Source organism: Streptomyces sp. B6B3, from assembly GCF_039871525.1.
GTDB lineage: Bacteria > Actinomycetota > Actinomycetes > Streptomycetales > Streptomycetaceae > Streptomyces.
In genome coordinates this window covers 233,952-260,184 of record NZ_JBDPLU010000012.1, presented here as the reverse complement: position 1 = coordinate 260,184, position 26,233 = coordinate 233,952, and the positions used below count along the sequence as shown (strand labels likewise).

Sequence of the window (26,233 nt, the reverse complement as noted above, 5' to 3'; positions counted from 1 at the left end):
CCTCGGGCTCGCGCGACGCCGGGCGCGTTGGTGGTGCGGTCGCCTGGCCGGGGCGTCAGTCGCGCTGGGCGCCCGCCGGGAGCCGGCGCAGCCGCATCCCGCTGGCGAGGTTGGTGCCGAACCCGTAGTCGAGCAGCTTGGCCGCGTCCGTGTACCGCGAGTCGCCGCTGGAGCTGTTGAGCAGCACGCCCACCACGGTCCGGTCGTTCCGGGTGGCCGCGAAGATCAGGCACGGGCCGGCGGCGGTGCCGGTGCCGGTCTTGATGCCGACGGCGCCGTTGTAGGAGCCGAGCAGCTGGTTGGTGTTGTACCAGGTGTAGCGGCGGCCGTTGGTGGCCTCCTGGACGGTGCTCGTCTTCTTCATGATCACGCGGAGCGGCTTGTACGTCATCGCCTTGCTGGCCAGCATCGCGGCGTTGTGCGGGGTGGTGTAGTTGTCCCCGTTGCGCGAGATGCCGTCGAAGGAGTCGTACCTGGTGTCGTCCAGGTTCAGGGCCTCCGCCTTGCGGTTCATCTGCCTGATGAAGTCGGTGGTCCTGGCATGGACGGAGCTGCCGTTGCCGAAGTGGTCGGCCAGCGCCATCGCGGCGTCGCAGCCCGAGGGCAGCATCATCGCGTACAGGAGCTGGCGGATGGTCAGCTTGTCGCCGGTCCGCAGGTCCGCGGTGCTCGCGCCCTCGGCGGCGACGTAGTCGCGGTACGCCTGCCGCACCGTGAGCTGCCGGTCGAGGTTGAGGTCGCTGTGGCCGAGCACGGTGACGGCCGTCATGACCTTGGTGGTGCTCGCCATCTGGCGGCGGGTGGTGCCGTTCTTGACGTAGAGCCGCTCGTTGGCGGAGTCGTCGTAGAGGTAGGCGCCGCTCGCGGAGACGGTGGGTCTCGCTCTGGTCGCCGTGGCGGCCTGGGCGCTGGATGCCAGGACGGGCGCCGCGGCGACGAGTGAGGTCGAACCGAGCACTGTGGCCCCGAACCGGCGCCGGGAGATACCGGAATTCAATGCGGACTCCTGAGAAAATCGGACGAGTGAGCTGAGCGTAGCCCCTGTCCGAGGACTCGCCCGCCCGGTCCCCCGGTTCCGCCGCGACGGCGCCGGTGGTCGGGTGCCGATGGTCGGCGCCGGTGGTCAGGTGTCGAGTGGCTCGTAGTCGCACCAGTCGACGTGGACGGTGCCGGCTCCGGCGTACATGCCGACCACCCGGCCGGTGAAGCCGCCCGCGACCTCGGTGGACAGGTACCGGCCGTCGAGCGTGCCGAGCAGGACGAACGTGCCGTCCGGCTCCTCGACGCCGAAGGCGAGGGAGTCGGGGCCGGTGCGCGGGTCGTCCACCCTCGGCGTGGCGGTCACCTCGACCCTGAGGACCAGGGGCCCGGCGGGCGTCGGCTGGGACGCCACCACGGAGTGCAGCGGGCCGACGCGGGCGAGGACCCGCACCTCGTCCGGCGTCGCCTCGATCTCGTAGTGGTGCCGCTCGTCGAGGCGGACGGCCAGGCCGCCGCGTCCCTCCGCCGGGTCGATCAGGGCGCGCACCCGGCAGGACGGGTGCTGCTGGCGCCGGCCGACGAACGTCACGTCGGGATCGTCGAGCGACCGGCCGCGGGCCCGCAGGGTGAGCCAGCCGGCCCGCTCCTTGGTCGTGTAGTGCTCCTCGGGGCGCTGGCGCGGCGAGATCCAGTGCGGGGCCAGCTCGCCGGGTTCGAAGTCGTCGCGGACCGGCGGCTCGACGCCCGGACGCAGCGGCCACGGGGGCGCGGGCAGGTCGGGCGCCGGCTCGCCGACCACCGGCCAGCCGTCGACCCAGCGCACCGGCGTCAGGAAGGTCTCGCGCCCCAGCACGTGCCAGCCGGGGGTGCCGCCGCCGGCGCGCACCCCGAGGTGCACCATCCACCACGAGCCGTCCGGCCCCTGCACCAGATCGGCGTGGCCGGTGTTCTGCACGGGGTGGTCGGTGCCGCGGTGGGTCAGGACCGGGTTGTCCGGGCAGGGCTCGAACGGGCCGTCGGGCGCGGGCCCGCGGGCGATCGAGACGGCGTGTCCCCGTTCGGTGCCGCCCTCGGCGATGAGCAGGTACCAGTGGTCGCCGATCCGGTACAGGTGCGGTGCCTCCGGGGCCTTGGCGCCGGGGCTGCCGGACCACAGCTTGCGGGGCGGGCCCTGGGTCCGCCCGGTGTGCGGGTCGAGGCGGACCTGTTCGACGCCGGCGGTGGTGCACCAGCAGGTGCCGTCGTCGTCCCAGGCGAGGTCGGGGTCGATGCCCCCGACCCCGGGCAGCGGGACCGGCTCGGACCAGGGTCCGGCCGGGTCGGTGGCGGTGACCAGCAGGTTGCCGCCCCCGCCGACGACGGTGGTGATCATCCAGAACCGGCCGTCGTGGTGCCGCAGCGTGGGCGCGTACACCCCGGCGGACGACGGCACGTCCGGGGCGAGGGAGAGCTGGCTGGGCCGGTCCAGGGCGTTGCCGACCTGGGCCCAGTGCACCAGGTCCCGGCTGTGGAAGATCGGCACCCCGGGGAAGTACTCGAAGCTGGAGCACGCGAGGTAGTAGTCCGCGCCGACCCGGCAGACGCTCGGGTCGGGGTGGAACCCCGGCAGTACGGGGTTCCGGACGGTGTCGCCCGTCTCTGGCCTGTGGGACACCCGCGTCACGTCCTTCGTCACGTCAACATCAACCGCACAGAGCGAGATAGTTTCGCGCCATATGCCCGACACTTTCCGCGGAGCGTAGCGACGACCCCGGGCAGCGTCAACGGACCCCCGCGTCCGCACCTTCGGCGGACCTCGGGGCCGGCGTCAGCTCGCCGGCGGGGCGGTGCTGTTCCGGACGGTCAGGGTGGTGGCGATCTCCAGCCCGGTCCGCGGCGCCTGTTCACCCCGCCCGAGGGCGAGCGCCAGTTCGGTCGCGGCCACCGCCATCTCGGTGAGCGGCTGATGCACCGTGGTCAGCGGCGGATCGACCCAGGCGACGACCGGCAGATCGTCGAACCCCACCACGCTCAGGTCGTCGGGAACCCGCAGGCCCAGCTCCCGCGCGGCCTGGTAGACCCCGAGCGCCTGGAGGTCGTTCGCCGCGAAGACCGCGGTCGGCCGCTCGGCACCCGCCAGCAGCGCACGCGCCGCGACCCGGCCGTCCTCGACGGTGAGGTCGGCGTGCGCGACCAGCGCCGGGTCCACCGGCAGCCCGGCGGCCCGCAGCGCGGAGCGGTAGCCGTCCAGCCGGGCGTCGCAGCACAGCACGTCCTCGGGACCGCTGACCATCGCGATCCGACGATGCCCCAGGTCGGTCAGGTGCCGCGTGGCGGCCCGGCCGCCCGACCAGTTCGTGGCGCCCACGAACGGCACGTCGTCCGGCAGTTCGGTGGTCGGGTCGAAGACGACGAACGGGATCCCCTTCGCCCGGAGCTCCTCGCGCTCCGCCTCGGACAGCTGGGCCACCGACAGCACGCAGTTCGGCCGCCGGGAGACCGTGTCGTCCCAGGTCGACGGGCTCGCGTCGTGCAGGCCGAACTCGGAGACCAGCACCCCCACCCGGTGCTCGCGGGCGACCCGCTCCACGCCCCGGATGATCTCCACCGCCCACATGCTCGTCAGCTCGCGGAACACCAGCTCCACCACGTTGCTGCGGTTGGAGCCCGACGGCTTGCGGTATCCGTGCCGGTTGACCAACTCCTCGACCCGGGCCCGGGTCTCCGCCGAGACGCCCGACTTCCCGTTGATCACCTTCGACACGGTCGGCACCGAAACCCCCGCCGACTCCGCGATGTACGCGATCGTCACCGGCCGCGACGCGTCAGGTCGCTCGCCCGCCCGATCCCCGGATCCACCAGCTCCGTTGCCCGCCACGATCGCCTTCCCGCGCCTTCCCGATCGCCCGCTCCCACCCGTACGCACGCCATTGTGGCAGCACCGGATCCGGGCGTCTCCGGCGCCGCCGAGGCGCGTTCTCCGCCGCTGGCCGCGAAAGTTTCCTCAGAGGTCCCAGGTGCTGAGCGAGTCGGAGAGTTCGGCCGCGCCCTCCATCACCTGCCGCATGATGTCGGCGCCGCGCTCCTCGTCGATCCGGAACTGCGGGCCGGCCACGCTGACCGTGGCCAGCACCCGGCCGGCGACCGTGATCGGCGCCGCGACCGCCCACACGCCCTCGTCCACCTCGCCCGCGCTCCGGGACCAGCCCTGGGCCGTGATGGCCGGGATCTCGGACAGCACGGTGTCGCGTTCCGTCGCGGGCGGCGGCGGACGCAGCCGGTCGAAGTAGCGCCGCGCCCACGCCTCCCCCATGGCGGCGAGCAGCACCTTGGGTCCCGCGCCCCGGTGCAGGCTCATGACGTGCCCGGGCTCGAAGGACAGCCGGACGGTGTGCTCCGGCTGGCTCATCTCCACGCAGGCCGCGAAGTCCCCGACCCGGCGGATCACCAGCGCGGCCTCGCCGGTGGACCGTGACAGCCGCTCCACGAGCGGACGCACCACCTTGGACACCGGGAACGCCTGTTCCGCGCTGCGGGCCAGCAGGAGCAGCCGCGGCGCCAGCACGTACCCGCCGCGGTCGGCCTCCTCGACCAGGTCCATCTCCCGCAGCAGGGAGAGGAATCGGTAGGCGGACGGCGTCGAGATGCCGACGGAACGCGCGATCTCCTCGACGCTCAGCTCCGCGCTCTTCCCGGTGAAGAGGAGAAGGACCTTCAGTGCCCGCCGGGCACTGTCCACCCCGGGGGTCCGCTCCCGCCCTTCTTTCACCTTGTGCTGCCCTTCCTCGCTCATGGTGGCCGGCGGCGCGTCAGGCGGAGTAGGTGCCGACGAGACGGTTCTGCTCGATGACGTGCTCGCCGTACGCGGCCAGGAACGCCTCCCGTGCCGGCTCGCCCGAGACGGCGATGCCGAGGGCGTACGCCCAGAGATAATAGTGGTGCGGGCCGTGGCCGGCGGGCGGCTGGGGACCCGACCAGGCCTTCTCGCCAAGGGAGTTCGGGCCCTGCCGGAACGAGCCGGCGGTCTCCGGTGACACGGTCGCGGTGGTGCCGGTGGGCTCGATGCCGTAGACCACCCAGTGGGTGAAGCCGTGCGGCAGCGGCGCGTCGGGATCGTGGACGATCAGGGCCAGCTCGACCGTTCCCTCGGGGATGCCGGTGATCTCGATCTCCGGCACCACGTTGCCGTGGTCCGCGGCGTGCCGGTCCGGGATGCGCTCGCCCGGGCCGAAGTCCCGCGCGCGCACGGTCAGGTCCTTGATGTTCAGGGGCATGGGTGGGGGTTCCTTCTCTTCTGGTTCGGATGCTTCACGACGGGCGGTTCGGGCGGTTCGGGCGGTTCGGGTGGTCCGTCCGGTCCCGCGTGCGGCGGATCTCCCGGGCCACGGCGACGGGATCCTCCTCGGGTACGTAATGGTCGAGCCCGGGCAGCTGCACGGCGCGGAGGTCGGGCCGAAGCCGCCGGGTGGCGTCGAAGGCCCGCGGGGACACGATCCGGCTGTGCTCGCCGCGGATCAGCGTGACCGGCACCCGCACGGCCCGGCACTCGGCGTCGAAGTCCGGGCGCAGTCCCTCGACGGTCAGCACCATGGCGCGCGGGTCCGCCAGCGGTCGCCAGCCGTCCGCCGCCCGCCGGTAGCCGTAGCGCGACCGGCGCCGCACGGCGGCGTCCGGCAGCAGCGGATACCGTTCGCGCAGGTAGTCCTCCACCTCCCGGGCGGAGGAGAACGCGCGGTCCCCGCCGCGCACCCGGGTGTGCAGCGCGTCCAGCACCTCGGGCTCGACGAACGGCGTGTAGTCCACCGCCACCACCCCGGCCACCAGTTCGGGATGCCGGGCGCCGAGCACCACCGCGTTCCGGGCGCCGAGCGAGTGGCCGGCCACCACGGCGGGGCCCTCGCCGAGCTCCCGGAGCAGCGCGGCCACGTCGGCGGAGTACTCCTCGGCCCCGTAACGGGCGCCGGGCGGGCGGTCGCTGCGGCCGTGGCCGCGCTGGTCGACGGCGAGGGTCCGCACGTCGGGGCCCAGCCGGGCCACCACCTCGTCCCAGACCCCGAGGTGGGCGGTGGTGCCGTGCAGCAGCACCACCGGGGGCCCGGCGCCGACAGGGCCGCGGTCGCGGACGCACAGTCTCACGCCGTTGACGTGCGTGAACTCCACGTCCGTGACGGGCGCGTCGGCCGGGGACCGGTCGGGGGTGTGGGGGTCGCGGCTCATGGGTGCGCTCAGACCGGTTCGATCTCGGACAGCGCCTTGCGCACCCGCACCAGACCGCGCACGATCTGCGCGCGCTTCGCGGCCACGTCGCCCTCGCCGTACGGGTAGAGGCCGTCGCCCGTCTTCATGCCGAGCTTGCCCTGTTCGGTGAGGTCCGTGACCAGCGGGGAGACGCCCGACTCGTTGGACAGGTCCTTGTTGAGGTAGCTGGCCACCGCCTCGTAGATGTCGAGCCCCGCCATGTCCACCAGGCGCATCGGGCCGATGACCGCCAGCTTGTAGCCGATGCCCCACTTCACGCAGGTGTCCAGGTCCCGCTGCGAGGCCACGCCCTGCTCGACCAGCGACATGCACTCGCGCAGCACGGCGTACAGCACCCGGTTCTCGATGAATCCCGGCACCTCCTTCTCGCGCACCGCCTCGAACCCGAAGGACTCGACGACGGCCACCAGCCGCTCCTCGACCTCCGCGGCGGTGTCGCGGCCCTTCACCACCTCGATCATGGGGATCAGGTGCGGCGGGTTGGACCAGTGCATGCCGATGAAGCGGCCGGGGTGGGACATGGCGACGGCCATGTCCGAGATGGGGATGCCCGAGGTGTTGGTGGCGATGATCACGTCGTCGCGGACGGCGGACTCGATCCGCGCCAGGACCGTCTTCTTCAGGTCGATCTGCTCCGGGATCGCCTCGATGACGAGGTCGGCACCGTCCAGGGCCGTGGCCAGGTCGGCCTCGAAGACGACCGAGCCGCCGGGCGTCACCGGCACGTCCAGCTCGTCGAGATGGGTGACGACGGCGGCGCAGGTGGCCTCGGCCCGGGTCAGCGCCTCCTGGCTGACGTCGTTGAGCCGGACCCGGGATCCGTAGCGGGCGAGCAGCGCCGCGATGCCGGGTCCCATGCTTCCGGCACCGATGACGGCGCTGGTCTGCGGAATGCTCATGCTGATGGCTCCTTGATAAGGGGTGCTCGATGCGGGGTGTGCGGGCGGGTGGGCCGGCCGCGCTCAGCGGGTGGTGCGCTCCAGGCGGTCGAGCTTGCGGTTGAAGTACATCCAGTAGTTGTCCCGGGCCCGGTCGGGATGGATGCGCAGGTTCTTCTCCACGCTCTCCGCCTGGTCCGGCACGTCGTACGGCAGACCGGAGGAGGACAGCGTGAGCTGGACCTTCGCCGACCACTCCAGGAAGATCCCGGCGAGCGTCGCGTCCCGCACGGTGCGTCCCACGAACGCGACGCCGTGGTGGGCCAGCAGCACCGCCTCGGCGTCGCCGAGCACCTGCGCCACGTCCCGGCCCAGCTCGGGGGTGGTGACGATGTGGCTGGTGGCGGAGAACCGCGGGACGCCGTGCTCGGCGAACCACACGGCGTGGTTGTGCACCGGCCGCAGCTCGGCGGTGCTGGCGCCGAAGACGGTGGCGTAGAAGGGGTGGGAGTGCCCGACGACGTTCACGTCGGGGCGGGCGCGCATGATCTCGGCGTGCAGCGGCCATTCGAGATGGCGCAGGCCCTGGCCCTCCAGGACGTTGCCGTCGAAGTCGATGAGGATGAAGTCGCCGCCCCGCACCTCCTCCAGACCGAGGTTGCCGCGCTTGAGCCAGAGTCCGCGGCCGAACGGGTCGCGGTAGGAGAGGTGGCCCATCGACATGTCGCCCTGGCCCTCCATCTCCAGGATGCGGTGGGCGCGGGCCACGTGGTCCAGGACGTTCGCGATCGAGTCGTCCTGGGTGTAGAGGGCGTCGGGGGTGTCGTCGTGGGACATGGGGAGCCTTTCTGCCGGATCGGGGACGGGAGCGGCGTGCTCAGGCGCGCGCCGCGGCGCGCGCCTCGGCCACGCTCAGCCCGCCGACGCGGTGGTGCACCCGGCCACCGGTGGCCACCGCGGCGCAGACGAGCAGCTCGTCGGGGCGCGGCGCGTCGGTCACCGACACGGTGATCGCGTCGTAGTGCGAGCGCACGTACAGCTCGTCCTTGTAGGCGAGCGGGATGTCCAGGCTCGCGCCGGCCGCGGCGGTCTTGGTGGCGGAGGAGATCCAGGCGGCCCCGCCGCCCACCGCGGCGCGCAGCGCGTTGCCGAAGACGGTGGTCACGCAGGCCACGACGTGCTCCTGTTCGCCGGCCACCCCGGCGATCCCGCCCTTGCCGTAGCTCTGCACCTCGCGCCATCCGAGCAGCGCGGCGGCCCGGAGCCCGAGCGCGGTGCCCAGGGCGGCGCTGGGCGCGGTGAGCCCGGACAGGTCCGCGGCCCAGCGGCCGGCGAAGGGATTGGCGATGACCACGCCGGACACCGCCTTCACCAGCGGTTCCTCGGCCTCCTCGGCCTCCGGACCGTTCTCGTGCCGGATCTCCTCCACCAGCCCCACCCAGCGGCGGACCCGGTAGTGCTCCAGCACCGACCGCTCCGCCTTCCTGGCCTGTTCGGCCCGCGGGTCCAGCCCGGACTCCCCTGCCGTCTCGACTGACATGTCGTGTCCTCCTGCTCGTCCTGCTCGTCCTGCTCGTCCTGCTCGTGCCGCCGGGCCGCTCGTCAGCCCGGGTTGATCGCCAGGGCGTGGCGGTGGGGGTTGGTCGGGTCGTACAGGGCGGTCTCGAGGTTCTCGATGGTGAACTGGTTGCCCCGCGCCATGCCGCGGTTGGCGGCGTAGTCGGCGGAGCGCCGCTGGCAGCGGTCGGTGATCGGCCGCTCCCAGCGCTCCCACTCCCGCAGCGCCTCGGCGATCCCGTCCCGTTCGGCCTCGGTGGCGGCCACCGCCAGGGTGTAGGCGTTGGCCATCGCGCAGCCGGCGCCCTGGGCGAGCGCCGGGCACATGGCGTGCGCGGCGTCGCCCACCAGGCCGACCACACCGCGGCTCCACTCCTCCAGGTAGGTGGTCTGGTAGCCGTAGTAGCGGGGGTCGGTCGCGGCGTGCGTGTGGCGCAGCACCGGGGCGAGCTCCGGGAACGCGCCCGTCCACAGGTCGAGGTCGATGGGGGCGCGGGTGGCCTGCTCGTCGGCGCGGGGGGCGCCGAGCGCGATGTACAGCTCGCGCTCGTTGCAGGGCACGTACAGCACCCGGAGGTAGCGGGGTTCGAGGTTCCAGAAGTCGATGACGTTGTCCCACTCGCCGGCACCCAGTTCCTCCCTGGCGCGCGGCACCAGGAAACGGAAGATGCCGTCCCGGGACTTCCAGCGTTCCTGCGCGAAGCCGATGGAGTCCCGGACCTGGGAGCGCACGCCGTCGGCGCCGACCACCAGGTCGGCGGTGAGCACCTCGCCCGAGGCGAGGGTGACGCTGCCCCGGGGGTCGGCCGCGACGACCTCGGAGCCGGTGCGGATCTCCACTCCGGCCTGCCGAGCCGTGTCCAGCAGCACCTTGTGCAGGTGCGGGCGCGTCATGGTGCGCCAGGGCATGCCGCCGAAGTCCTCGTGCGAGACGCTGGTGTGCTGGTGCCGCGTCTCGTACCAGGGCGGGGTCATCGAGTCGGCCATCGCCGCGTCGTAGGCGTCGATGGCCTTGAGGACCTTGAGGCTGTTGTGCCACAGGACGATGCCGGCGCCCTGTTCGCGCAGTCGCGCGCCCTTCTCGTGCACCCGCACCGTCCAGCCGCGCCGGGCGAGCGCGGCGGCCGCGGTCAGGCCCGCGAAACCGGCCCCGCAGACCTCGGCGTGGCGTCCGTTCTTCTCAACCGTGGTTGTCATGGCTCGCTTTTCCCTCGTCGCCTGCCTGTTCCGTTCGCCCCCTGACCGGATCAGGACCCGGCCTTGTGCGCCTCGACGAAGGTGGGGTCGTACACGTCCGAGACGGCGGGCGGGCTGCCGTCCACGGCGCCCAGCTCGGCGAGGGTGTCGACGGTGGACTGCCAGGTGGCCTCGTCCATCGCGCCGAGGCCGTGCTCCTCGGTGAGGTCGTTGCTGAAGGTGTGGTCGATGTCGGCCTGGAGCTGGCGCTCGAAGAGGTCCGCCTTGCCGGCCAGTTCGGGGGAGACCTCGCTCAGCAGCGTGGCCGTCTCGGCGGGGTGGTCGACGACGTACCGGAAGGCCCGCAGGTAGGCGTTCGTGAAGCGCTGTACCAGGTCCGGGTTGTTCTCGATCACCTCGTCGCTCGCGAACAGCCCGGAGCCGTAGACCTCGTAGCCGTGCTCCGAGCCCAGCAGCACGTCGAGCGAGCCCTCGCCGCCCGCGGCGTCCTCCAGTTGCGGCACCTCGGCGTCGATGTAGCAGGGCACGGTGTCCACCCGGCCCTGGATCAGGTAGTTCTCGTAGGGCGGGGTGACGCTGACCTCCTCCAGGTCGTCGCGTTCCATCCCGTTGGCGGCGAGCAGCGCCTCGTAGAAGATGAAGGTCGAGCCCGCCGCGTGGATCCCGGCGGTCAGGCCGCGCAGATCGTCGATGTCCTTGAGCGGCGTCCGGTCCGCGACGGTGCACATGCCGAGCGGGGAGGACTGGTTGACCACCGCCAGCGCCTTCACGGGCACGTTCTGCGAGCGGGCGGTGACGAGCGAGGGCAGGTCGGCGAAGCCGAAATCGGCCCCTCCGTCACCGACGATCCGCAGGGCGTCGGGAGAGCCGGTGCCGGTCCTGATGTCCTCGACGTCGATGCCCTCCTCCTCGAAGTAGCCGAGTTCGTCGGCGACGTAGAACATTCCGTGGTTACCACGGATCTGGTAGTCGAGCTGCACGGAAACGGTGTCCAGGCCGCTTTCCTCGCCTCCGTCGTCTCCCGAACCACAGGCGGTCAGCAGAAGAGTTGCGGCGGTGATGCCCGCGATTCCGGTCAGGGGTTTTTTCGATATTGTCGAAGGAACGCGCATGGAGAAACTCCTTGCTGACGATGGCGCGAAAGCCCGGCTCCTACCGGTCGCCGGCCGTGATGTGCGGGAACCACTTCCGCAGGAGGATTTCGAGGAGGGACAGCCCGTAGTAGAGGATCATTCCGAGCACCGAGACGATGGTCAGCGCCGCGAACATGAGCGGGGTGTCGAGCTGGGTGGAGGCGAACTGGATGAGATATCCGAGCCCGTCGGCCGCACCGGCGAACTCCGCGACGACGGCGCCGATGACGGCGAGGGTGATCGCGATGCGCATGCCGGCGAAGAGATAGGGCAGCGAGGTGGGAATCCGGATCTGGAGCAGGATCTGGTTGTCCGAGGCGCCCACGGACCGCATGAGCAGCAGCAGGTCCTGGTCGACGGCCCGGAGGCCGAGGATCATGTTGAGCGTGATCGGGAAGAACGCGATCACCACGATGAGGAGCAGCTTGGGCGCGAGGCCGTACCCGAACCAGAGGATGAAGATGGGCGCGAGCGCCACCTTGGGCACGACCTGGAAGAGGACGATCAGCGGATAGAGGGCGCGGTCGAGCCAGGCGAAGCGCACGATCAGCACGGCGAGCAGCGCGCCCACGGCGAGGCTGAGCAGGAACCCGTAGAGGATCTCCTTGGTGGTCACCCAGGCCGCCCCGCGCAGCAGTTCCTGGGAACTGCCGATCTCGGCCAGGAACTCGCTGGGCTTGGCGAGCACGAAGTCGGAGACGTCGAGGACCTCGACCGCGAGCTCCCACAGGACGAAGGCGGCCACGAGCACGGCGATGCTGGGCCAGGAGCGGGACCACCAGGAGCGGACCGGACCAGGGCCGCGGCGGGTCGCGGGAGCGGTCTTCGTGCGCACGGTCTCCGGGGCGATCGTCATCGTCAGACCGTCACTTTCGGTTCGAGTTCCTCGCGCAACCGTGTGGTGTAGGCGCCGAACCTCGGGTCGGCGAAGACCTCGCGGGTGCGCGGGCGGGGAAGGTCGATCTCGACCGTGTCGATGACCCGGCCGGGGTTGGCGCCCATCACGTGCACCGTGTCGGAGAGGAACACGGCCTCGGGGATCGAGTGGGTGACGAAGACGACGGTCTTCCCCGTGGCCGCCCAGATCTCGGCGAGCTTCTCGTTCATCAGGTCGCGGGTGATGGCGTCCAGTGCGCCGAAGGGCTCGTCCATCAGCAGGATCGCCGGGTCCATGGCCAGGGCCCGGGCGATGGACACCCGTTGGGCCATCCCGCCCGACAGTTCGTGCGGCAGCTTGTCCCGGGCGGCGGTGAGACCGACCATCTCCAGCGCCTTCTCGGCGGCGCGTTCCGCGTGGTCGCCGCGCTCACCCCTGGCGATCCGCCGTAGCATCCCGGCGTTCTGCAGGGCGGATTTCCACGGCAACAGCGAGGGGGTCTGCGGGACGAGACCTATCCGTCTTTCCCTGACGGCTTCCGTGGCGGCCCGACCGCCGATGGACACGTCACCCGAACTGGGCGCGAGGATACCGCCGAGGATCTTGAGGAGGGTGCTCTTCCCGCATCCGGAAGGGCCGAGCAGGGTGACGAAGCTGCCGGGGTCGATGGTGACGTCGAGATTCTCCAGGACGGTCTGCTCCAGGCCCCGGACCGTGAACCGCATCTCGATGCCCTGAGCCGAAATCCCCATGGATTCCATGCCGAACTCCTCCCCCTCTGCGCGGGGTGACGTATGACGGCGGGAAGTTGACTTATCAGATCCTGATAACCGCTTATCACGAAGCAGGCTAGGCACCGTCCACGGAACCCGTCAACCCTCGTGCAGAGCCTTAGCGACGTTGTTTCGTCGCCGAAATGGAACTCCAGTTCGAATCTTATCGGCCATGGAGGTCGGTCCCGCGGTGCTTCGACGGACCGCGGGTCGGCTCAACCGCCGCTGAGGATTCGGGCGTCGCGGAGGCGCGGCAGCGGCTCCGTCCGACGGGCGGGCTCGCGCCCGGCGCCGGCGGATGGCAGGTCTCCGCCGGGCGAGGGCCGGCTATTCTCCGGCGCCCCAACGGGGCGACGGGTTGCCCTGGTGGATGAACGGCGCCCAGCACCTGACCCGGGCGAGGGGCCGCCTGGCCGCCTCGTCCAGCAGGTGGCCGGTCACGCCCGGCGGCGGCGTGCGCGCCGGGTCGAGCATCCACAGTTGGGCGGCGCGCAACGCGTCGGGCGGGGCCAGCCCGCCGGCGGTCAACCCGTGGTGGAACACCGCCATCAGCAGCGCCGAGGCGCTGTCCCGCGTCACCCAGCGGGAGCCCACCGCGTCGGCGGCCCCGCGCGCGAGAAAGGCGGTGGTCAGGGTGAGCGCCTCGTCGTGGTCGCGGGTGCTCAGGTCGGTCTCGCAGGCGCTGAGCACGACCAGCGGCCCGCGTTGCCCGGCGCCCGGGCCGCCGGCCGGCCGGTCCAGGATCCGCGCCACGGTCAACGGCCGGGTCAGGTCGAGCGCGGAGACCGTGGGCCGGCCCCCGGCCGAACCGTGCGAGGCGACGTGCAGCAACGAGGCGCCGCCACCGTCGAACGCGTCGAGCAGTTCCTCCGGCGTGCCCGCCCCGCCCACCGGGACCGGCTCGTCCGCGACGTCCCCGTACAGCAACGCGTCGGCGTAACAGGCCCGGTGCAGCGTCGTCACCTCGTCCACCGCCCACAGCAGGCGCAGCGTGGGGTCGGCCACCAGCACGGGCCGTTCGGTGGGCCGGGTTCGTTCCCGGCCCACCGCGGCGAGGAACTGGGCGCCGGAGGAGGCGTAGCTGAAGACCGCCCGTTCCAGGGCGTGACCGCCCTCCGGCAGCCGGGCCGCGTGCCAGGGCACCACGCCGAGGTTGCCGCAGGGCACCAGGACGACGCGCGGCGGGCCGGCCGCCGCGCCGGCCGGGATGCGCCGGAGCACCGGCCCCACCACCTCCCGGCCGGCCCAGTCGCACAGTTCCTCCAGCGCCGCCTCCCACCGCGACTGCTCGGCCGGGTCGTTGGCGCCCGCGGCGGCGGACAGGTACGCCCCGACCGGCCCGTCCGAGGCGTCGTCGAGGCCGGGCAGCCGCAGCGCCTCCTCGCGCCCCGCCTCCCGCCGCACCACCAGGGCGGCGCCGGGCAGCAGGTACACCAGCGCGTCGGCGTCGCCGGCCGCCAGCCCCGCGACCAACTCCGGCACCTCCGGCACGGCCAGCAGGTCCCGCACGCCCTCCCCCAGCGCGTCGAGGGCGCGGCGGCGCAGCGTGCTGGGCACGAGCCGCTCGATGGCGTCCGGATCGGCGGGGACGTCCGCGCCGCCCTCCGACGGCGGCGCGGCGCGCCGCCACTCCGCGGCGAGGTCGCCGCGTCCCAGCGACTCCAGCCGCTCCGGGACGCCGTCCGAGGCGGCCGCGGCCCGCAGCACCAGCGCCCGTCCCGCCTCCAACGCCCGCACCGCCTCCGGCAGGAGCCCGTCCCTCAGGGCCCATCCGGCGATCCGCAGGCCCCGGTCGGCGCCGGCCCGCGCCGTCTCGAGGGCGTGTTCGGCGCCCAGCTGCATGGTCACGTCCCCGGCGACGTGGTGTAACGAGGCCAGCCCGGCCGCGGTCGCCCGCCGCGCGTCGCCGGGCTCCGCCCGCGCCGCGTACGCGCTCGCCAGGCCCCACCGCACGTCGACGAGCGCGCGGACGTGCGCGCCCTCGGTGAGGTCGTCCCGGGCCCGCTCCAGCTCCGCGATCGCCTCGTCCAGCAACGCGCGCTCCCCGGACCGCTCATGGGCGGCCAACAGGAGCTTCGCGACGCCGGAACGGGCGAACGCCCGCGCGTTCACCAGCATCTCCTCGCCCTCCAGGGGCTGGCTCAGGCGCTCGGAGAGTCCGGCGACGCCGCCCGGGTCCCGGTGGTCCAGCAGATCGGTGGCCGACGCCAGCGTCCGCGCGGCGATGGTCAGCCACGAGCGCACGAAGGGCGGGGTGGCGTCGGGGATCCCGAACCGCTCCAGCCGCTCCAGCGCGGTCCGGATGTCCGCGATGCCGCCGTGGGACAGAGCGAGTTCGCACTCGACCAGGACGAGGCCCAGTCGCACGACCCCGTGCCACGGGTCGTCCGTTCCGCCGCCCCGCGCCAGTTCGAGCAGCTCCCCGTGGATCTCCTGGAGAGCCGCCACATACCGCGCCCGATCCTGTTCGTTCGTGACGTTCGAGCGGTCCAGCCGGTGCAGCCGCATCATCAGCTTCATCGCTCCACCGAGTCGCGCCACCTCGGCTTCCAACGTCCCCTGCGGCGCTGGCTGCTGGTCCGGCCGCTCGGGGAAGGTCTCGACGAGCGCCCGCAGCGCGGCGTCCTCGTCCTGGAGATTGCCCCGGATGAGCCGGAGCACCATCGGCAGGGCCGGCAGCAGGGACTCCAACCCCGGGACGTCGTGCGCCATCCGGCGCACCTCCTCGGCGGTCTCCAGCGCGAGTTCGCTGTCGCCGGTGCGGAGGGCCAGGGACATCTTCCCCCAGGTGCCGACCCCGACGGAGTCGCCTTCCGCGGTTTCCAGGAGCTCGATGATCTCGCGGAGTCGGTCGGCCCCCACGGTGCCGGGGGCCGCCAGGTCGGCCTGCAGCACCAGCTCCGCGGCGTCGCGCTCCGGGTCCGGCGAGGGCGGGGCGCCGACGGGCGGGAACGGGGACGCACCGGGGGCCATGCCCTGGGCGAGGCGCAGCAGCCCGCGAATCTGGTCCTGGTAGGGCGCGTTGGGCTCCGCGGCGAAGATCCGCTCGGTGAGGGCGACGAGGCCGCCGAGATCTCCGCCCAGCATCGAGCGCAACTGGCGGGCGACGCCGGCGAGCCTGGCCGTCTGCTCCAGCCACTGCCTTCCCACCCGCAGGGACCGCAGCTCGGTCAGCAGCCGCTCGGCCTCCGCCAGCTCCGCCTCGACCTCGGGACCGGACATCGGCTGCCGCACCGACCACTGGATCAACGCCTCGAACCCGGGCATCTCGCCGGCCGGCCAGGGCACCGGCAGCGGTAACAGCAGCAGCGCCAGCATCATGGTGCCGCGCACCAGGTCCGCCTCGCCGAGTCCGCCCGGCGCGCCGGCCTGCCGCGCCGCGCGCAGCAGGCGGATCGCCTCATCGCGGTCTCGTCGCTCGCCCTCCGTGATGTAGCGCGTGCCGACGACGAAGCCGAGCCGCGCCCGGAGCGTCGCCGCCCTCCGGTGCCCGGGCGCCATCTCCCGCTCCGCCACGGACAGCCGGCGTGTCACCTCGCCCAGGTCGACAGGGAGTCCCGAGTGGAGGTCCGCGTCGCCCTCCGTCAGATCGGGCAGCCGCTGGCCCAGCCGCTCCAGTAACTCAGCGAGGTCATCCATGTCCTGCACCTTCCCGTCGTCGGTCGACCCCAGCCCGTCAGCGCGACGACGGTTCGAGGTCGGGGTCGAGATCGAGCCGCATCCGGCGTCTGAGGATCACCAGGTCCGTGTCCCACAGGGCGGTGATGCGGGTCTGGGCGACGTCGAGCGAGTCGCCGGGCCGCGGCACGCCGTTGGTCAGCCGCATCAGCACGCCGTAGAGGTCGTTGAGCACGTGGTTCACGGTCTGGGCCGCCGCCAGCACCGGTGGCGGGGCGATGAGCTGGACCTCGGCGTAGTGGTCGGCGTGCGTGGCGCGGGCGCGGCGGAGTTCCGCGGTGTCGCCCGCCGACTCCGTGCGGAGCCTGAGGGCGTGCAGCTGGTTGGTCAACGCCACCAGGTAGCGCCGTGCGGCCGTGTTCATGGCGGTGTAGCCGGCCCGGTGCGCCTCGGCGACGCGGCGCTGGTCGAGGCGGCTCAGCTCCTGGGTCATGGTGCGCCGCGCCTGGCGCTGCGCCAGCAGCGCCGACACCAGGGTGCCCAGCACCGCGACCATCGTGATCAGCAGGGAACTCACAGTCTGGTGCACCTGGCCTCCTACGCCGTCGCCCCGTGCGTCCAGTCAAGGCGCGGCGGCCGGTGGCTTGCGGGTCCCGGCTGGGCGTCGTCCGGGCATTTTCCGTCCGACTTCCCGTCGGGGAGCGCGAGAGGCGCCCTGGAGGGAAGGGGAGTTACCGATGATGGCTGGGGCGGGGACGGCCGTGACCGGCACGGTGCCGGGCCGGATCGGGCGCGGAACGAGGGGGCGTCCGATCCGGTCCTTCCCGTGCCGGGGCCGCGCCGGAACCCGAGAGAGGCGGAGAGATGAACGCGGCGGAGATGGTGACCTTCGTCCGGGAGCACCTGGCGGAGATCAGGGCGGGGCTGCCGCCCGACACGTTCGAGACGTTCCGGCGGGCGTTGGGCGACCTGGCCGCGGCCGGTGACGACGAGGACCTGGCCAGGCGCGCCGCGTTCCGGATCAGGCGGGCCCTGTTGTCGCTGCCCTACGACAGCCAGGTGCGGGAGGCGGTGGCGGACCAGCTGCGGTACGCCTCCGGCCCCGACTTCCCGTTGCTCGCCTCGGCCCCGGCCCGGGAGCTGCTGGTACTCCTGGCGGCGCCGGACCCGCCGGACCCACCCGAGGCGGACGACCCGGAGCCGGAGGGCATCGTGGCGGGGGCGCGGCGGAGGCTGCTGGCCGAGCCGTCGCGGTCGGCCGCGGACGTCGACCCGGAGGCCGAGGGCCTGATCCGGCTCGTCGATCCCGACCGCGGCACCCGCTGTCCCGACTTCCAGTTCGATCCGGACGGCGGTGGTCCGCGCCCCGTCGTGCAGTACGTCAACCGGCTGCTGCTGGCCGACCGGGACCCGTGGGGCGCGGCGGACTGGTGGCTCGGCGGCAACGGCTGGCTGGGCGGCGTGCCGGCGCAGCTCCTCGGGCGCGTCCCCGACGTGATGCTCGTCGAGGTGGCCCGCGCCCTGGTCGAGGAGGACGACTGATGCCCGCCCGCGACCCGTACGACCCGCCGCTGAGCATCGTCCCGCGCCGGAAGACCATGCCGGCCGGCACCGTGCTGTGGCGCTGCCACAGCGTCAAGTACCCGGCCCACGCGTTCAAGCCCCAGCCGACGCGTTCGCCGTTCCAGGGCGGCCGGTTCGACGCCACGCTTGAGGAGCCCTTCCCCTACCTCTACGCCGCGCAGCGGCCGGCCGTCGCGCTCGCCGAGGTGCTGCTGCGCTCCCTGCCGTTCGAAGGTCCTGAGGGACAGCGGCTGATCCCGTGGGCGCGGGCCTCCCTCTACGCGCTGACCCGGGTGACCACCGTGCGGCCGCTGGAGCTCGTCCGGCTGGTCAGCGAGCGCGACCTGGCCGCGGTCAGCCAGAGCGGATGGCTGCTGGAGGCCGACGCGATGCTGTACCCGCACACCCGGTACTGGGGACACGCGCTGCGCCGGAGCGCCGACTGGGCGCAGGGCATGGAGTGGCAGTCCCGCCGCTGCCGCCCGCACCGGGCGTACCTGCTCTTCGGCGACCGCTGCGGGGCGGAGGTGCTGCGGGCCACCGAGGCCGGGGAGAACGGGGAGGTCGTCTCCTACGAGCTGGGCGATCCGGCGGACGCCAGGGAGATCAACCGGATGCTGGCCAGGGCCGGGCTGCGCAGCGCGATCGCGTTGCCCGACGGCGGGCCTCACTGAGCCGGCGACGGTCCGGGGTCGATCCGGACGGTGCCGCGCACCCGGCGCCCCAGGGCGAGTTCGTCGCGGTCGTGCAGGCGGTGGCGGGTGCCGGCCGGGGTGAGGCGGTGCCCGTTGAGCCAGGTGCCGTTCAGGCTGCCGGAGGCGCCGCCGTCGGTCAGCCAGGCGGTGCCGTCGGGATCGACGCCGATGGTGGCGTGCCGCCGGGAGACGCCGGGCGAGCGGCTCAGGGCCAGGGCGGTCTTCGGCGCCCACTCCGGATCGCGGCCCAGGCGCAGGGGCCTGCCGGGGCAGGCGGTGGCGCGCAGGGCGGGGGTGGTGTCGAGTTCGAGGACGAGGTGGGCCAACGGGGTCAGGCAGGACGGGCAGTCGGCCGCGGACCGGGTGACCGGATCGCCGCAGTTCCAGCAGAGGCGGGTGCCGAATCCGGGCGCGGGCCCGGCGTCGCACTCCCCCGGGTCGTACCGGGCGTCGGGTTCCGCGTCGGGTTCCGTGTCGGGTTCGTCGGGCGGCGCGTCGGTGCGGGGGAGATCCGGATCTCCCCACTCATCCTCCTCCGGGTCCGGCTCGTCCGTCACGGCGGGTCGGCCTCGCCGCGGTCCGGGTCGATCCACAGCGCGAGGCGCACGCCGCCGTCCGGGTCCTCGGTCACCGCCGTGACCGTGACGGTGCCGCCCTCGGGCAGTTCGGTCTCCTCGAACAACGCCCGCGCCAGCGGGTTGACCAGCAGCGTCTCCAACGCGTTGCCGACGCCCCGGCCGCCGTTGTCCAGATCGGCGGTGCAGCGCTCGGCGAGGTGCGCCCTGGCCTGGTCGGACAGCCGCAGGTGCAGCTGCTGGTCGCGGAGCATCAGCGACTGGATGTTGCGGACCTGGAGCTCGAAGATCGACCGGGCCACCTCGCGGCTGATGAAGTCGAAGACGACGACGTTCCCGCCCAGCCGGTTCATCAGCTCCGGGCGGCCCACGACCTCCACGAAGTGGCGCTTGACGTTCTCGTGGATGGTGGCGGCCAGTTCCGCGTAGTCGGTGCCGGGGTCGACCGCCCGCCGCTTCTCCCCCGTGGCCGGATCCTCGGTCAGCACCCCGAGGTTGGAGGTGAAGATCAGTACGCATTCGCTGAAGTAGGTGGTGATGCCCTGGCCGTCCGTCAGCCTGCCGTCCTCCAGCACCTGGAGGAACTTGTCCAGCACGCCCTTGTCGGCCTTCTCCACCTCGTCGAAGAGGACCACCCGGAACGGGTCGGCCCGCACCTTGCTGGTCAGCTCGCCGCCCGCCTCGTAGCCGACGTAGCCGGGCGGCGCCCCGACCAGCCGGTCGGCGGAGTGCGGCGCGGAGAACTCGCTCATGTCGAACCGCAGGCACGCGTCCTCGCGGCCGAAGAGGACGGTCGCGACGGACTTGGCCAGCTCGGTCTTGCCGGTGCCGGTCGGCCCGGCGAGGAACAGCACGCCGCGCGGCCGGGTGCCGGGGTGCGCGGCCTGCGCGCCGGACAGGCCCAGGGCCGCGCGTTTGAGGATGTCCATGGTGGTGGCGATCGCCCGGTCCTGGCCCCTGACCCGGTCGCGGATGAGGCGTTCGCCGTCGCTGATCTGCTGGCGGACGTGGCCGCGGCGCCACGGGTTGTCCTCGACGCCCAGGCGGTAGATGCGGACCGCGTCGGGCATCCGGGTGTAGTCCAGCCGCCGGTCGCGGGCCAGCCGCCCGCATTCGCGCATGGCGCGGAGCGTGAGGCCGGCCGCGGCGCGGGTGAACGCGCGGCCGGCACGACCGGCCTCGGGCTCCGACAGGTCGGCGAACTCGGCGGCCTGCAGGCGCGCCATCCGTTCGCGGTCGCCCAGGTCGGGGAGCGGCACGCCGATGGTGCGGATGCGGTCGCTGCCGGACACCAGCCACGTCGGCAGGTCCCGCTCGCCCTCGGTCAACCAGATCACCGGGTTGAACAGGTCCCGGCCGCTGCGGGGATGGTGCAGCGGCGCCACGTCGTTGGCGAGCTTCAGGCAGCCGAGGAAGAAGTCGCGCTCGGCGTCGCTGAGTCGGGCGACGTCGGTGCAGATGCGGCCGGCGTACTCGATGAGCAACGCCAGCCGCCGCGGCGCCTCCTGACCCGCCGCGTCGTCGGGCCCCGGCTCGGCCGGGGCGGCGCGCTGCCGGTGGTCGCGCCGCGGCGGCAGGCCGGTGGCCACGGCGCGCAGCAGGGGCTCCATCTCGCGCAACGCGGGGGGCGCGGCGCCGCGCAGCAGCCGGTCCCGGTGGCGGCGGCCCACGGTGCCGCGGCCCAGCACGCGTTCGGCGTCGGGCAGGGCGGCGGCGGGGTGCACGGTGAAGCCGTCCACCACGTCGTACCGGACCAGCGCGTCGTAGCCCTGGTGTCGGAGGGTGTGCCAGAGCAGCCCGGCCATGCCGAAGTGCCGGTCGCGGCCGTGGTGGCGGATGAGGTAGTCGTCCCTGATGTTGCCGTGCAGCACGTACTGCGCGTGGACGCTCAGGGTGCCGGCCAGCTCCTGGGCGAACGCCGGGAGCTCCAGGCCGGCGGGCCTGCCCGGCCGGGGCGTCTTGGCGAGGAGGTCGCTCATGGCCGGCGCCCGCCGTGCCGGCCGCCGGGGCCGTCGTGGTCGCGGCCGTCGTGGCTGAGCTGACGGTAGATCTTGGCCTCGCACCCCTCCGGGCGGCGGTCCGCCTCGCCCGCCGGGCCCGGACGGGTGCCGGCGACCGTCGCCGTCTCGTCGAAGACCAGGTCGAGCGCGACCCCGGCGTCGGCGGCCTCCCGCAGCAGCCGGGCCAGCCGGCGGCCCGCCTCCCGGCAGCGCTCGCGGTCCAACGCCCGCGCCTCGGCGGTCTCCTCCCGCGCGTCCCTGGCCCGGTGCACGGTCTGCACCCGGACGGTGCCCTCGGCGTCGAGGGCGAGGCGCAGCCAGTGCTCCGTGCCCCATTCGGGCGGTGCCCATTCGAGGAGCTCGACGCCGGGCGCCGGCCGGCGGACCGTCACCCTGCTCCCGCCCGCCCGTTGGGCGATCTGCCGGCGCACCAGCTGGGCCACGTAGAGGCGTTCCAGCGCGGCGGTCCGGGCCGCGACGCGGACGCTGATCTCGGCCCGCAGCCGGGGGTCGACGGGGTCGCCGCGTTCGACGATCCGCTCCAGGGTGGCGAGCAGCTCGGGGGGTTCGGGACCTGGTCCCGGCTCCGGAAGCGGCTGGCGCAGGAAGCCCAGCTGCTGGGCGGCCCATTCGGCCGTCTCCCGCCGGTCGGCCGCGCGCCAGTTCGCGGCGTAGACCAGGTCGCGGGCCTCGGTGAGGTGCAGCAGGGCGTCGGCGGGCCGCTCCGGGGCGAGTTCGGCGGCGTGGGCGAGCTGCTCCTGGATCCGGGCGCAGGCGGCGGCCGGGACGGCCGGGTCGAGGCTGGCCAGCAGTTGCTCGCCCGCCTCGACGACCCGGTCGGCCGTCAGGGTCCGGGCGTCCTGCGGCGGCGGGGCGTACGGCGGCAGGGCGTCCCCGGCCTCGCGTTCGGTGCGGGCCTCGGCGTAGGCCGCGAGCGCCCGAGTCCGGCGGGCCCGCAGGCGTGCCACGGCGGCGGCCCGTCGGTCGTCGCGTTGTTCGTCGCGTTGTTCGTCGGGTCGGCCGTCCCGGGCCGCGGCGGGCGACGCCAGGGCCCGCCGGGCCAGCTCGGCCTCCACGCGCCGCACGGCCCGGTCGGTCTCGGCGAGCCACGCGCGGATCCGGTCGAGGCTCATCCGCACCGGGTCGAGGGTCGGCGGCAGGTCGGGGAGTGGCGGCGCGTCGGGCCCCGTGCCGGGGCCCGCGCCGGGACCGCCCGGCGGACGGGCCCGGCGGACGCGGGCGCGGAGGGCCTCGATCCGGGCGTTGGCGCGGCAGACGGCGAACGCGGCGTCCTGCCAGCATCGTTGGGAAGTCCGGGCCCGGTTCGTCTCTTCGGCGCGTTCCCGCTGCGCCTCGGCGGCCCGGAGCGCCGCCGCGGCCAGGAGCTGGGTGCCGGCCATGGCGGCCCGCCCGGCGAGCAGCGCGCCGCTCAGCGCGCCCAGGCCGAGCGCGGCCGGGACGAGAAGGTCGAGCAGTTGTTCGGTCACCTCGGATCCGACGGACTCGACGGACGGGAGGTCGAGGGCGGGGAAGTCGGCGGCGGGAAGGTCGGCGGGGAGGTCCGTGGCGGGCACGTCGGCGGGGAGGTCCGCGGTGGGCACGTCCGCGGGGAGGTCCGTGGGGACGTCCGCGGGAGGGAAGTCGATGCCGGGCACGACGAAGGTCACGTCGGGGATGGCGAATCCGCTGCTCATGATCGTCCCCCGGCCGGTGCCACGGGTGCCGGGCGCCGCCCGGACCAGACTCGTTGCCGGTACCAGGTCCACCACACCACCGCCAGCACCGTGCCCGCCGGCCAGAGCCAGGCCGCGACCAGGAGCGTGCCCAACAGCAGGCCCACCGCCGCCGACACCGCCAGCGCGCCGAGCACCCGGTGGCGCCGCACCGGGCGGGCCGCCCGTCCCCCGGCGTTGATGATCCGCCCGGCCAGTGAGTGGTTCGGGTGGTAGCGGTAGTCGGGGCGGTAGTTGAGGTAGCCGATGCGGTAGGCCGCCCAGAGCTCCGCGGCGAACGTCACGGCGGCGGCCGGCACCGACCACGCCCACGCCCGCACCACGGTTCCCTGCGGGGCCCAGCCCGCCACGTCCGACAGGCCGACGAGGAAGAACCACGGCAGCGTCACCGCCGCGGCGCCGGCCGCCGCCCAGGCGAGCGCGACGGGCAGCTCCCGGGCGTTGACCCATTCCGCCGCCCACCGCTGCTCCTCCCAGAAACGCCGCTCCGCGCGCCGCCTGACCCGCTCGTCCCTGGCCCGCCACGCCTCCTCCCTGGCCAGGCCCGACAGGCGGTGGGCCAGCAGCAGCCGCACCGGGTCGCGCCGGTCGCGCACCAACCGGGCGTACCAGTCCACGGGTTCGGGCAGCTCCCGCAGCTGCCGGGAGGCGTGCTCGTCGAGCTGCGCCCGGCGGCGTTCCGGCGCGGCCACCAGGCGCAGCAGCGCGGCCAGCAGGCGGCGCCCCTCCGCGCCCGTCAGCGCGGTGCGCGCCGCCACGCCCTCCTCCCGGAGCGCCGGGACCTCCTCGCGCAGCGCCGCCACCTCGGCCGGCCAGCGCCGCCGCGCCGCCCGCCACGCCACGTCGGTCGCTGCCAGGCCCTCGCCGCCGGGGCGAGCGTCGAGCAGCGGCAGGACCGGGTGGTGCGCCAGCGCCTCGACGACGGACAGCGCGCGGGCCTCGCCGTCCTCGGCGCGCGCGGCCAGCTCCGCCAGATCGCCGTCCGGGGACAGCGGTTCGCCGCGGTAGCCGGGTTCGAGCGGCGGTGCCAGCCAGGACAGCAGCCGGACGAGCGTGGTGTCCGCCGGGCCGCGGTCCCTGAGGTCCCGGTGGCCCCGGCGCTTCAGGAGGTCGATCAGCGCGGCGAGTTCGGCGCGCGCTGCCTCGTCGTACCGGGGCGCGTCGGTGAACTGCCGCAGCCAGCCCGCGAAGCGCCGGCGGGACCGACCATCGGCGAGGGCGGCGACCATCCGCCGCCAGTGATCGTCGAACGCCATGCCCAGCTCGACGGGGTCGGTGAACTCCCGCCCCATGAAGGGAAACGTCTCCACACCGCCGGCGGGCCCGGCCGGCGACCCGGCCGGCGATCCGGTGGGCGCCGACCAGTCGGCGGCGGCGACGGGCGGCGCGTCTCCGGCCAGCCACCTGCCGACCTGGTCGGCGCCCCACCGCTCGCGCGGGTCCCGGGTCAGCAGTCCCTGGCACAGCAGGCGCCACCGGGCGTCGGTGACGAGGGAGAGGTCGGGCGGCCGGGTGGTGATCTCGCTGTGCACGTACCCCGGTTCGCTGTGCCGGATGGGATGCCGGCCGCCGACCAGTTCGGCGAGGATCATGCCCAGCGACCACCAGTCGGCCTGCGGATGGATCATCTGCCGCGCCGCCACCGCCTGCGGGGAGAGGTAGCGGGCCGTGCCGACCCAGGGCTCGCCGGCCGCCGCGGGACGCTCCTCGGTCGTGAACGCGGAGGAGGAGAAGTCGACGAGGGTCAGCGTGAGACCCGGGTCGGCGAGGTCCAGGGTGCTGAGCACGATGTTGGCGGGCGTGACGTCGCGGTGCACGACGCCCAGGCGGTGCACGGCGTCGAGGGCGGCGTGCAACTGCGCCACCAGGGCGCGCAGCATGGCCGGCGGCGCCGGGTCCCGGTGCCGCTCGCGGTACCGGGCGAGGTCGGTGTTGCCGTGCGACGGCGCGATCTCGTACGGATGGCCGTCGACGGCGCCGGTCTCGACGAGGTGGGTGACGTGCGGCAACCGCCGGGCGCCGAGTACCTCGGCCACCCGCGGATCGGGGGCGCGGTCCCGGTGGTACCACTTGATGACGTGGTCGCCGTCCCCGTCGCTCACCCGGTAGACCGCCGCCTCGCCGGGCTCCTGGGGCCGGTCGCCGAGCCGTTCGAGGAAGCGGAAACGGGAGCGCAGCGGTTCGGGCGGCAACGAGGTGTCGCCCCGGTTGTCGTCGAGGGCGAAGGGCACCTCCGTTTCCACCACGGTGGCGGGGATACCGCCGGGGCCGGCGGGAGGTGTCCGCGGCGGGGCCTGGTCGGTCACGATGATCGCCTCCACGCGACGGCTGAATTCCGCGTTCCGCTCTTCGCTTTCCGCGTTTCGCGAGCGCGCCGGAATCGGTGGATCCGGCTGCCCGGGAACTCCGCGGAACGACAGATCGAAGCGTAGCGACGCCGATTGGGCGACGGTCGGGGAAGTTCTTCCGAACGCCGGTGCTTTTCCGGGCGAGTTCCGTCGGAATTCCGGGCTGCCCGGGTCGGGGCACCCGGCGGGCGGGAACCGGGGAAGCGATCCGGCACATTCCGCGACACGAGAGAACGGGGGCGACGATGGACCCGACCCCCCCGCCCGACCCGACGACGAACCCGGAAGGCGACCCGCCCGATCCGACGGACCCGACGGACCCGACGGACCCGACGACAGGGGCGGCTTCGGGGAACGCGCCGGCGCCGCCGGCGGCGCGGATCAGCGGCGTGTACTTCCCCGTCACGACGCTGGGCCCGGGACGCCGCCTCGGCGTCTGGTTCCAGGGCTGCCCGCTGGCCTGCCCCGGCTGCATGTCGCGGCACACCTGGGACCCGGCGGGCGGGCGTCCGGTGGCGGTGACGGAGCTGCTGGCCCGGTGGCGCCGGGCGCTGGCGGACGGGGCGGCGGGCCTGACCGTCAGCGGCGGCGAGCCGCTGGCCCAGGCGGCCGTCCTGGCCCGCTTTCTGGAGGGCGCCGCGGCGATCAGGGCGGAGGCGTCCGCGACGCGCCGCGCCGACATCCTGCTCTACACCGGCTACACGGACGCGGAGGTGGCGGCGGCGCCGGACCGGCTGCGGGCGGTGCGCCACGCCGACGCCCTGGTCACCGGCCGGTACCGGGCCGCGGCGCCGACCCGCCTGGTCTGGCGCGGCTCAGCCAACCAACGGCTGTCGCCGCGCACCGCGTTGGGCCACGAGCGCTACGCGCCCCACCTGGCGCGGATGGCCGAGGGACCGACGCTCCAGGTCGTCGAGGCCGACGGCGTGGTGATCTACGGCGTGCCAGCGCCGGGCGAGTTGGCGGAGCTGGAGGCGCGGCTGGACCGGGCCGGGACGCGCCTGACGAACCGCAGCTGGCGCGCCCGGTGAGGCCGATGGGGGACGGCGGGGGGCCGGGTGGGGCGC

Annotated in this window: 22 protein-coding genes; 3 read left to right on the top strand and 19 right to left on the bottom strand. The window is 73.9% G+C overall.

What is annotated here, in order from left to right:
• Positions 1–55: 55 nt before the first annotated feature.
• The 15 genes from ABGB06_RS24510 to ABGB06_RS24440 all read right to left on the bottom strand — a co-directional run bounded on the left by ABGB06_RS24510 (position 56) and on the right by ABGB06_RS24440 (position 16,841).
• A complete protein-coding gene (locus ABGB06_RS24510) occupies positions 56–958 on the bottom strand; it encodes a serine hydrolase (RefSeq protein WP_347592967.1) in 903 nt (300 codons plus the stop codon).
• 165 nt (positions 959–1,123) lie between these two features.
• Complete coding sequence (locus ABGB06_RS24505) at positions 1,124–2,635, bottom strand: glycoside hydrolase family 43 protein (RefSeq protein ID WP_347592951.1); 1,512 nt, start codon at positions 2,633–2,635, stop codon at positions 1,124–1,126.
• A gap of 153 nt (positions 2,636–2,788) precedes the next feature.
• Positions 2,789–3,772 carry a substrate-binding domain-containing protein gene (locus tag ABGB06_RS24500; RefSeq protein ID WP_347592949.1) on the bottom strand — a complete coding sequence of 328 codons (984 nt, stop codon included), beginning with the start codon at positions 3,770–3,772 and terminating at the stop codon, positions 2,789–2,791.
• A 192-nt stretch (positions 3,773–3,964) separates the two neighbouring features.
• Entirely contained in the window at positions 3,965–4,753 is a 789-nt protein-coding gene (locus tag ABGB06_RS24495; protein ID WP_347592947.1) for an IclR family transcriptional regulator, read from the bottom strand.
• A 16-nt stretch (positions 4,754–4,769) separates the two neighbouring features.
• Positions 4,770–5,234, bottom strand: a complete 465-nt coding sequence (locus ABGB06_RS24490; RefSeq protein ID WP_347592945.1) for a YbhB/YbcL family Raf kinase inhibitor-like protein — start codon at positions 5,232–5,234, stop codon at positions 4,770–4,772.
• Positions 5,235–5,268: 34 nt separating this feature from the next.
• Positions 5,269–6,177 carry an alpha/beta hydrolase gene (locus ABGB06_RS24485; protein WP_347592943.1) on the bottom strand — a complete coding sequence of 303 codons (909 nt, stop codon included), beginning with the start codon at positions 6,175–6,177 and terminating at the stop codon, positions 5,269–5,271.
• Between the two features lie 8 nt (positions 6,178–6,185).
• Complete coding sequence (locus ABGB06_RS24480; RefSeq protein WP_347592941.1) at positions 6,186–7,118, bottom strand: 3-hydroxyacyl-CoA dehydrogenase NAD-binding domain-containing protein; 933 nt, start codon at positions 7,116–7,118, stop codon at positions 6,186–6,188.
• Positions 7,119–7,181: 63 nt separating this feature from the next.
• Positions 7,182–7,934 carry a class II aldolase/adducin family protein gene (locus tag ABGB06_RS24475; protein WP_347592939.1) on the bottom strand — a complete coding sequence of 251 codons (753 nt, stop codon included), beginning with the start codon at positions 7,932–7,934 and terminating at the stop codon, positions 7,182–7,184.
• 40 nt (positions 7,935–7,974) lie between these two features.
• The gene (locus ABGB06_RS24470; protein ID WP_347592937.1) at positions 7,975–8,637 is read right to left on the bottom strand and encodes an amino acid synthesis family protein; all 663 of its coding nucleotides are present in this window, start codon (positions 8,635–8,637) and stop codon (positions 7,975–7,977) included.
• Positions 8,638–8,699: 62 nt separating this feature from the next.
• Positions 8,700–9,851 carry an NAD(P)/FAD-dependent oxidoreductase gene (locus ABGB06_RS24465; RefSeq protein WP_347592935.1) on the bottom strand — a complete coding sequence of 384 codons (1,152 nt, stop codon included), beginning with the start codon at positions 9,849–9,851 and terminating at the stop codon, positions 8,700–8,702.
• Positions 9,852–9,901: 50 nt separating this feature from the next.
• Positions 9,902–10,963, bottom strand: a complete 1,062-nt coding sequence (locus tag ABGB06_RS24460) for an ABC transporter substrate-binding protein (RefSeq protein WP_347592933.1) — start codon at positions 10,961–10,963, stop codon at positions 9,902–9,904.
• A gap of 40 nt (positions 10,964–11,003) precedes the next feature.
• The gene (locus tag ABGB06_RS24455; RefSeq protein ID WP_347592931.1) at positions 11,004–11,840 is read right to left on the bottom strand and encodes an ABC transporter permease; all 837 of its coding nucleotides are present in this window, start codon (positions 11,838–11,840) and stop codon (positions 11,004–11,006) included.
• Positions 11,841–11,842: 2 nt separating this feature from the next.
• Positions 11,843–12,622: an ABC transporter ATP-binding protein gene (locus tag ABGB06_RS24450; protein WP_347592929.1), complete on the bottom strand. Its 780-nt coding sequence runs from the start codon at positions 12,620–12,622 to the stop codon at positions 11,843–11,845.
• A gap of 339 nt (positions 12,623–12,961) precedes the next feature.
• Complete coding sequence (locus tag ABGB06_RS24445; RefSeq protein ID WP_347592927.1) at positions 12,962–16,273, bottom strand: CHAT domain-containing protein; 3,312 nt, start codon at positions 16,271–16,273, stop codon at positions 12,962–12,964.
• A 37-nt stretch (positions 16,274–16,310) separates the two neighbouring features.
• On the bottom strand, positions 16,311–16,841 hold the full coding sequence (locus ABGB06_RS24440) for a hypothetical protein (RefSeq protein ID WP_347592925.1): 531 nt from the start codon (positions 16,839–16,841) through the stop codon (positions 16,311–16,313).
• A 275-nt stretch (positions 16,842–17,116) separates the two neighbouring features.
• Here ABGB06_RS24440 and ABGB06_RS24435 point away from each other — a divergent pair, with 275 nt between their 5' ends.
• Both ABGB06_RS24435 and ABGB06_RS24430 read left to right on the top strand, forming a co-directional pair.
• Entirely contained in the window at positions 17,117–17,794 is a 678-nt protein-coding gene (locus ABGB06_RS24435; protein ID WP_347592923.1) for a hypothetical protein, read from the top strand.
• Positions 17,794–18,489 carry an RES family NAD+ phosphorylase gene (locus ABGB06_RS24430; RefSeq protein ID WP_347592921.1) on the top strand — a complete coding sequence of 232 codons (696 nt, stop codon included), beginning with the start codon at positions 17,794–17,796 and terminating at the stop codon, positions 18,487–18,489. Before ABGB06_RS24435 ends, ABGB06_RS24430 begins: the two co-directional genes overlap by 1 nt.
• Here the strand turns inward: ABGB06_RS24430 and ABGB06_RS24425 are convergent.
• The 4 genes from ABGB06_RS24425 to ABGB06_RS24410 are packed head-to-tail and all read right to left on the bottom strand — an operon-like array spanning position 18,483 to position 25,124.
• The gene (locus ABGB06_RS24425) at positions 18,483–19,067 is read right to left on the bottom strand and encodes an FHA domain-containing protein (RefSeq protein WP_347592919.1); all 585 of its coding nucleotides are present in this window, start codon (positions 19,065–19,067) and stop codon (positions 18,483–18,485) included. The genes ABGB06_RS24430 and ABGB06_RS24425 overlap by 7 nt on opposite strands.
• A complete protein-coding gene (locus tag ABGB06_RS24420; protein WP_347592917.1) occupies positions 19,064–21,064 on the bottom strand; it encodes an AAA family ATPase in 2,001 nt (666 codons plus the stop codon). The genes ABGB06_RS24425 and ABGB06_RS24420 overlap by 4 nt, the downstream gene beginning before the upstream one ends.
• Positions 21,061–22,779 (bottom strand): hypothetical protein, encoded by a 1,719-nt coding sequence (locus ABGB06_RS24415; protein ID WP_347592915.1) that lies wholly within the window; start codon positions 22,777–22,779, stop codon positions 21,061–21,063. The genes ABGB06_RS24420 and ABGB06_RS24415 overlap by 4 nt, the downstream gene beginning before the upstream one ends.
• The gene (locus tag ABGB06_RS24410; RefSeq protein WP_347592913.1) at positions 22,776–25,124 is read right to left on the bottom strand and encodes a protein kinase; all 2,349 of its coding nucleotides are present in this window, start codon (positions 25,122–25,124) and stop codon (positions 22,776–22,778) included. Before ABGB06_RS24410 ends, ABGB06_RS24415 begins: the two co-directional genes overlap by 4 nt.
• Positions 25,125–25,411: 287 nt before the next feature.
• Between ABGB06_RS24410 and ABGB06_RS24405 the strand changes: the two genes are divergently transcribed.
• A complete protein-coding gene (locus ABGB06_RS24405; RefSeq protein WP_347592911.1) occupies positions 25,412–26,197 on the top strand; it encodes a 4Fe-4S single cluster domain-containing protein in 786 nt (261 codons plus the stop codon).
• Positions 26,198–26,233 lie beyond the last annotated feature (36 nt).

Bases quoted from the DNA above. Each gene is read 5' to 3' on its own strand.
- ABGB06_RS24495 (WP_347592947.1), bottom strand. From the start codon at position 4,753: ATGAGCGAGGAAGGGCAGCACAAGGTGAAAGAAGGGCGGGAGCGGACC.
- ABGB06_RS24490 (WP_347592945.1), bottom strand. From the start codon at position 5,234: ATGCCCCTGAACATCAAGGACCTGACCGTGCGCGCGCGGGACTTCGGC.
- ABGB06_RS24485 (WP_347592943.1), bottom strand. From the start codon at position 6,177: ATGAGCCGCGACCCCCACACCCCCGACCGGTCCCCGGCCGACGCGCCC.
- ABGB06_RS24480 (WP_347592941.1), bottom strand. From the start codon at position 7,118: ATGAGCATTCCGCAGACCAGCGCCGTCATCGGTGCCGGAAGCATGGGA.
- ABGB06_RS24475 (WP_347592939.1), bottom strand. From the start codon at position 7,934: ATGTCCCACGACGACACCCCCGACGCCCTCTACACCCAGGACGACTCG.
- ABGB06_RS24470 (WP_347592937.1), bottom strand. From the start codon at position 8,637: ATGTCAGTCGAGACGGCAGGGGAGTCCGGGCTGGACCCGCGGGCCGAA.
- ABGB06_RS24465 (WP_347592935.1), bottom strand. From the start codon at position 9,851: ATGACAACCACGGTTGAGAAGAACGGACGCCACGCCGAGGTCTGCGGG.
- ABGB06_RS24460 (WP_347592933.1), bottom strand. From the start codon at position 10,963: ATGCGCGTTCCTTCGACAATATCGAAAAAACCCCTGACCGGAATCGCG.
- ABGB06_RS24455 (WP_347592931.1), bottom strand. From the start codon at position 11,840: ATGACGATCGCCCCGGAGACCGTGCGCACGAAGACCGCTCCCGCGACC.
- ABGB06_RS24450 (WP_347592929.1), bottom strand. From the start codon at position 12,622: ATGGAATCCATGGGGATTTCGGCTCAGGGCATCGAGATGCGGTTCACG.
- ABGB06_RS24445 (WP_347592927.1), bottom strand. From the start codon at position 16,273: ATGGATGACCTCGCTGAGTTACTGGAGCGGCTGGGCCAGCGGCTGCCC.
- ABGB06_RS24435 (WP_347592923.1), top strand. From the start codon at position 17,117: ATGAACGCGGCGGAGATGGTGACCTTCGTCCGGGAGCACCTGGCGGAG.
- ABGB06_RS24430 (WP_347592921.1), top strand. From the start codon at position 17,794: ATGCCCGCCCGCGACCCGTACGACCCGCCGCTGAGCATCGTCCCGCGC.
- ABGB06_RS24420 (WP_347592917.1), bottom strand. From the start codon at position 21,064: ATGAGCGACCTCCTCGCCAAGACGCCCCGGCCGGGCAGGCCCGCCGGC.
- ABGB06_RS24415 (WP_347592915.1), bottom strand. From the start codon at position 22,779: ATGAGCAGCGGATTCGCCATCCCCGACGTGACCTTCGTCGTGCCCGGC.
- ABGB06_RS24405 (WP_347592911.1), top strand. From the start codon at position 25,412: ATGGACCCGACCCCCCCGCCCGACCCGACGACGAACCCGGAAGGCGAC.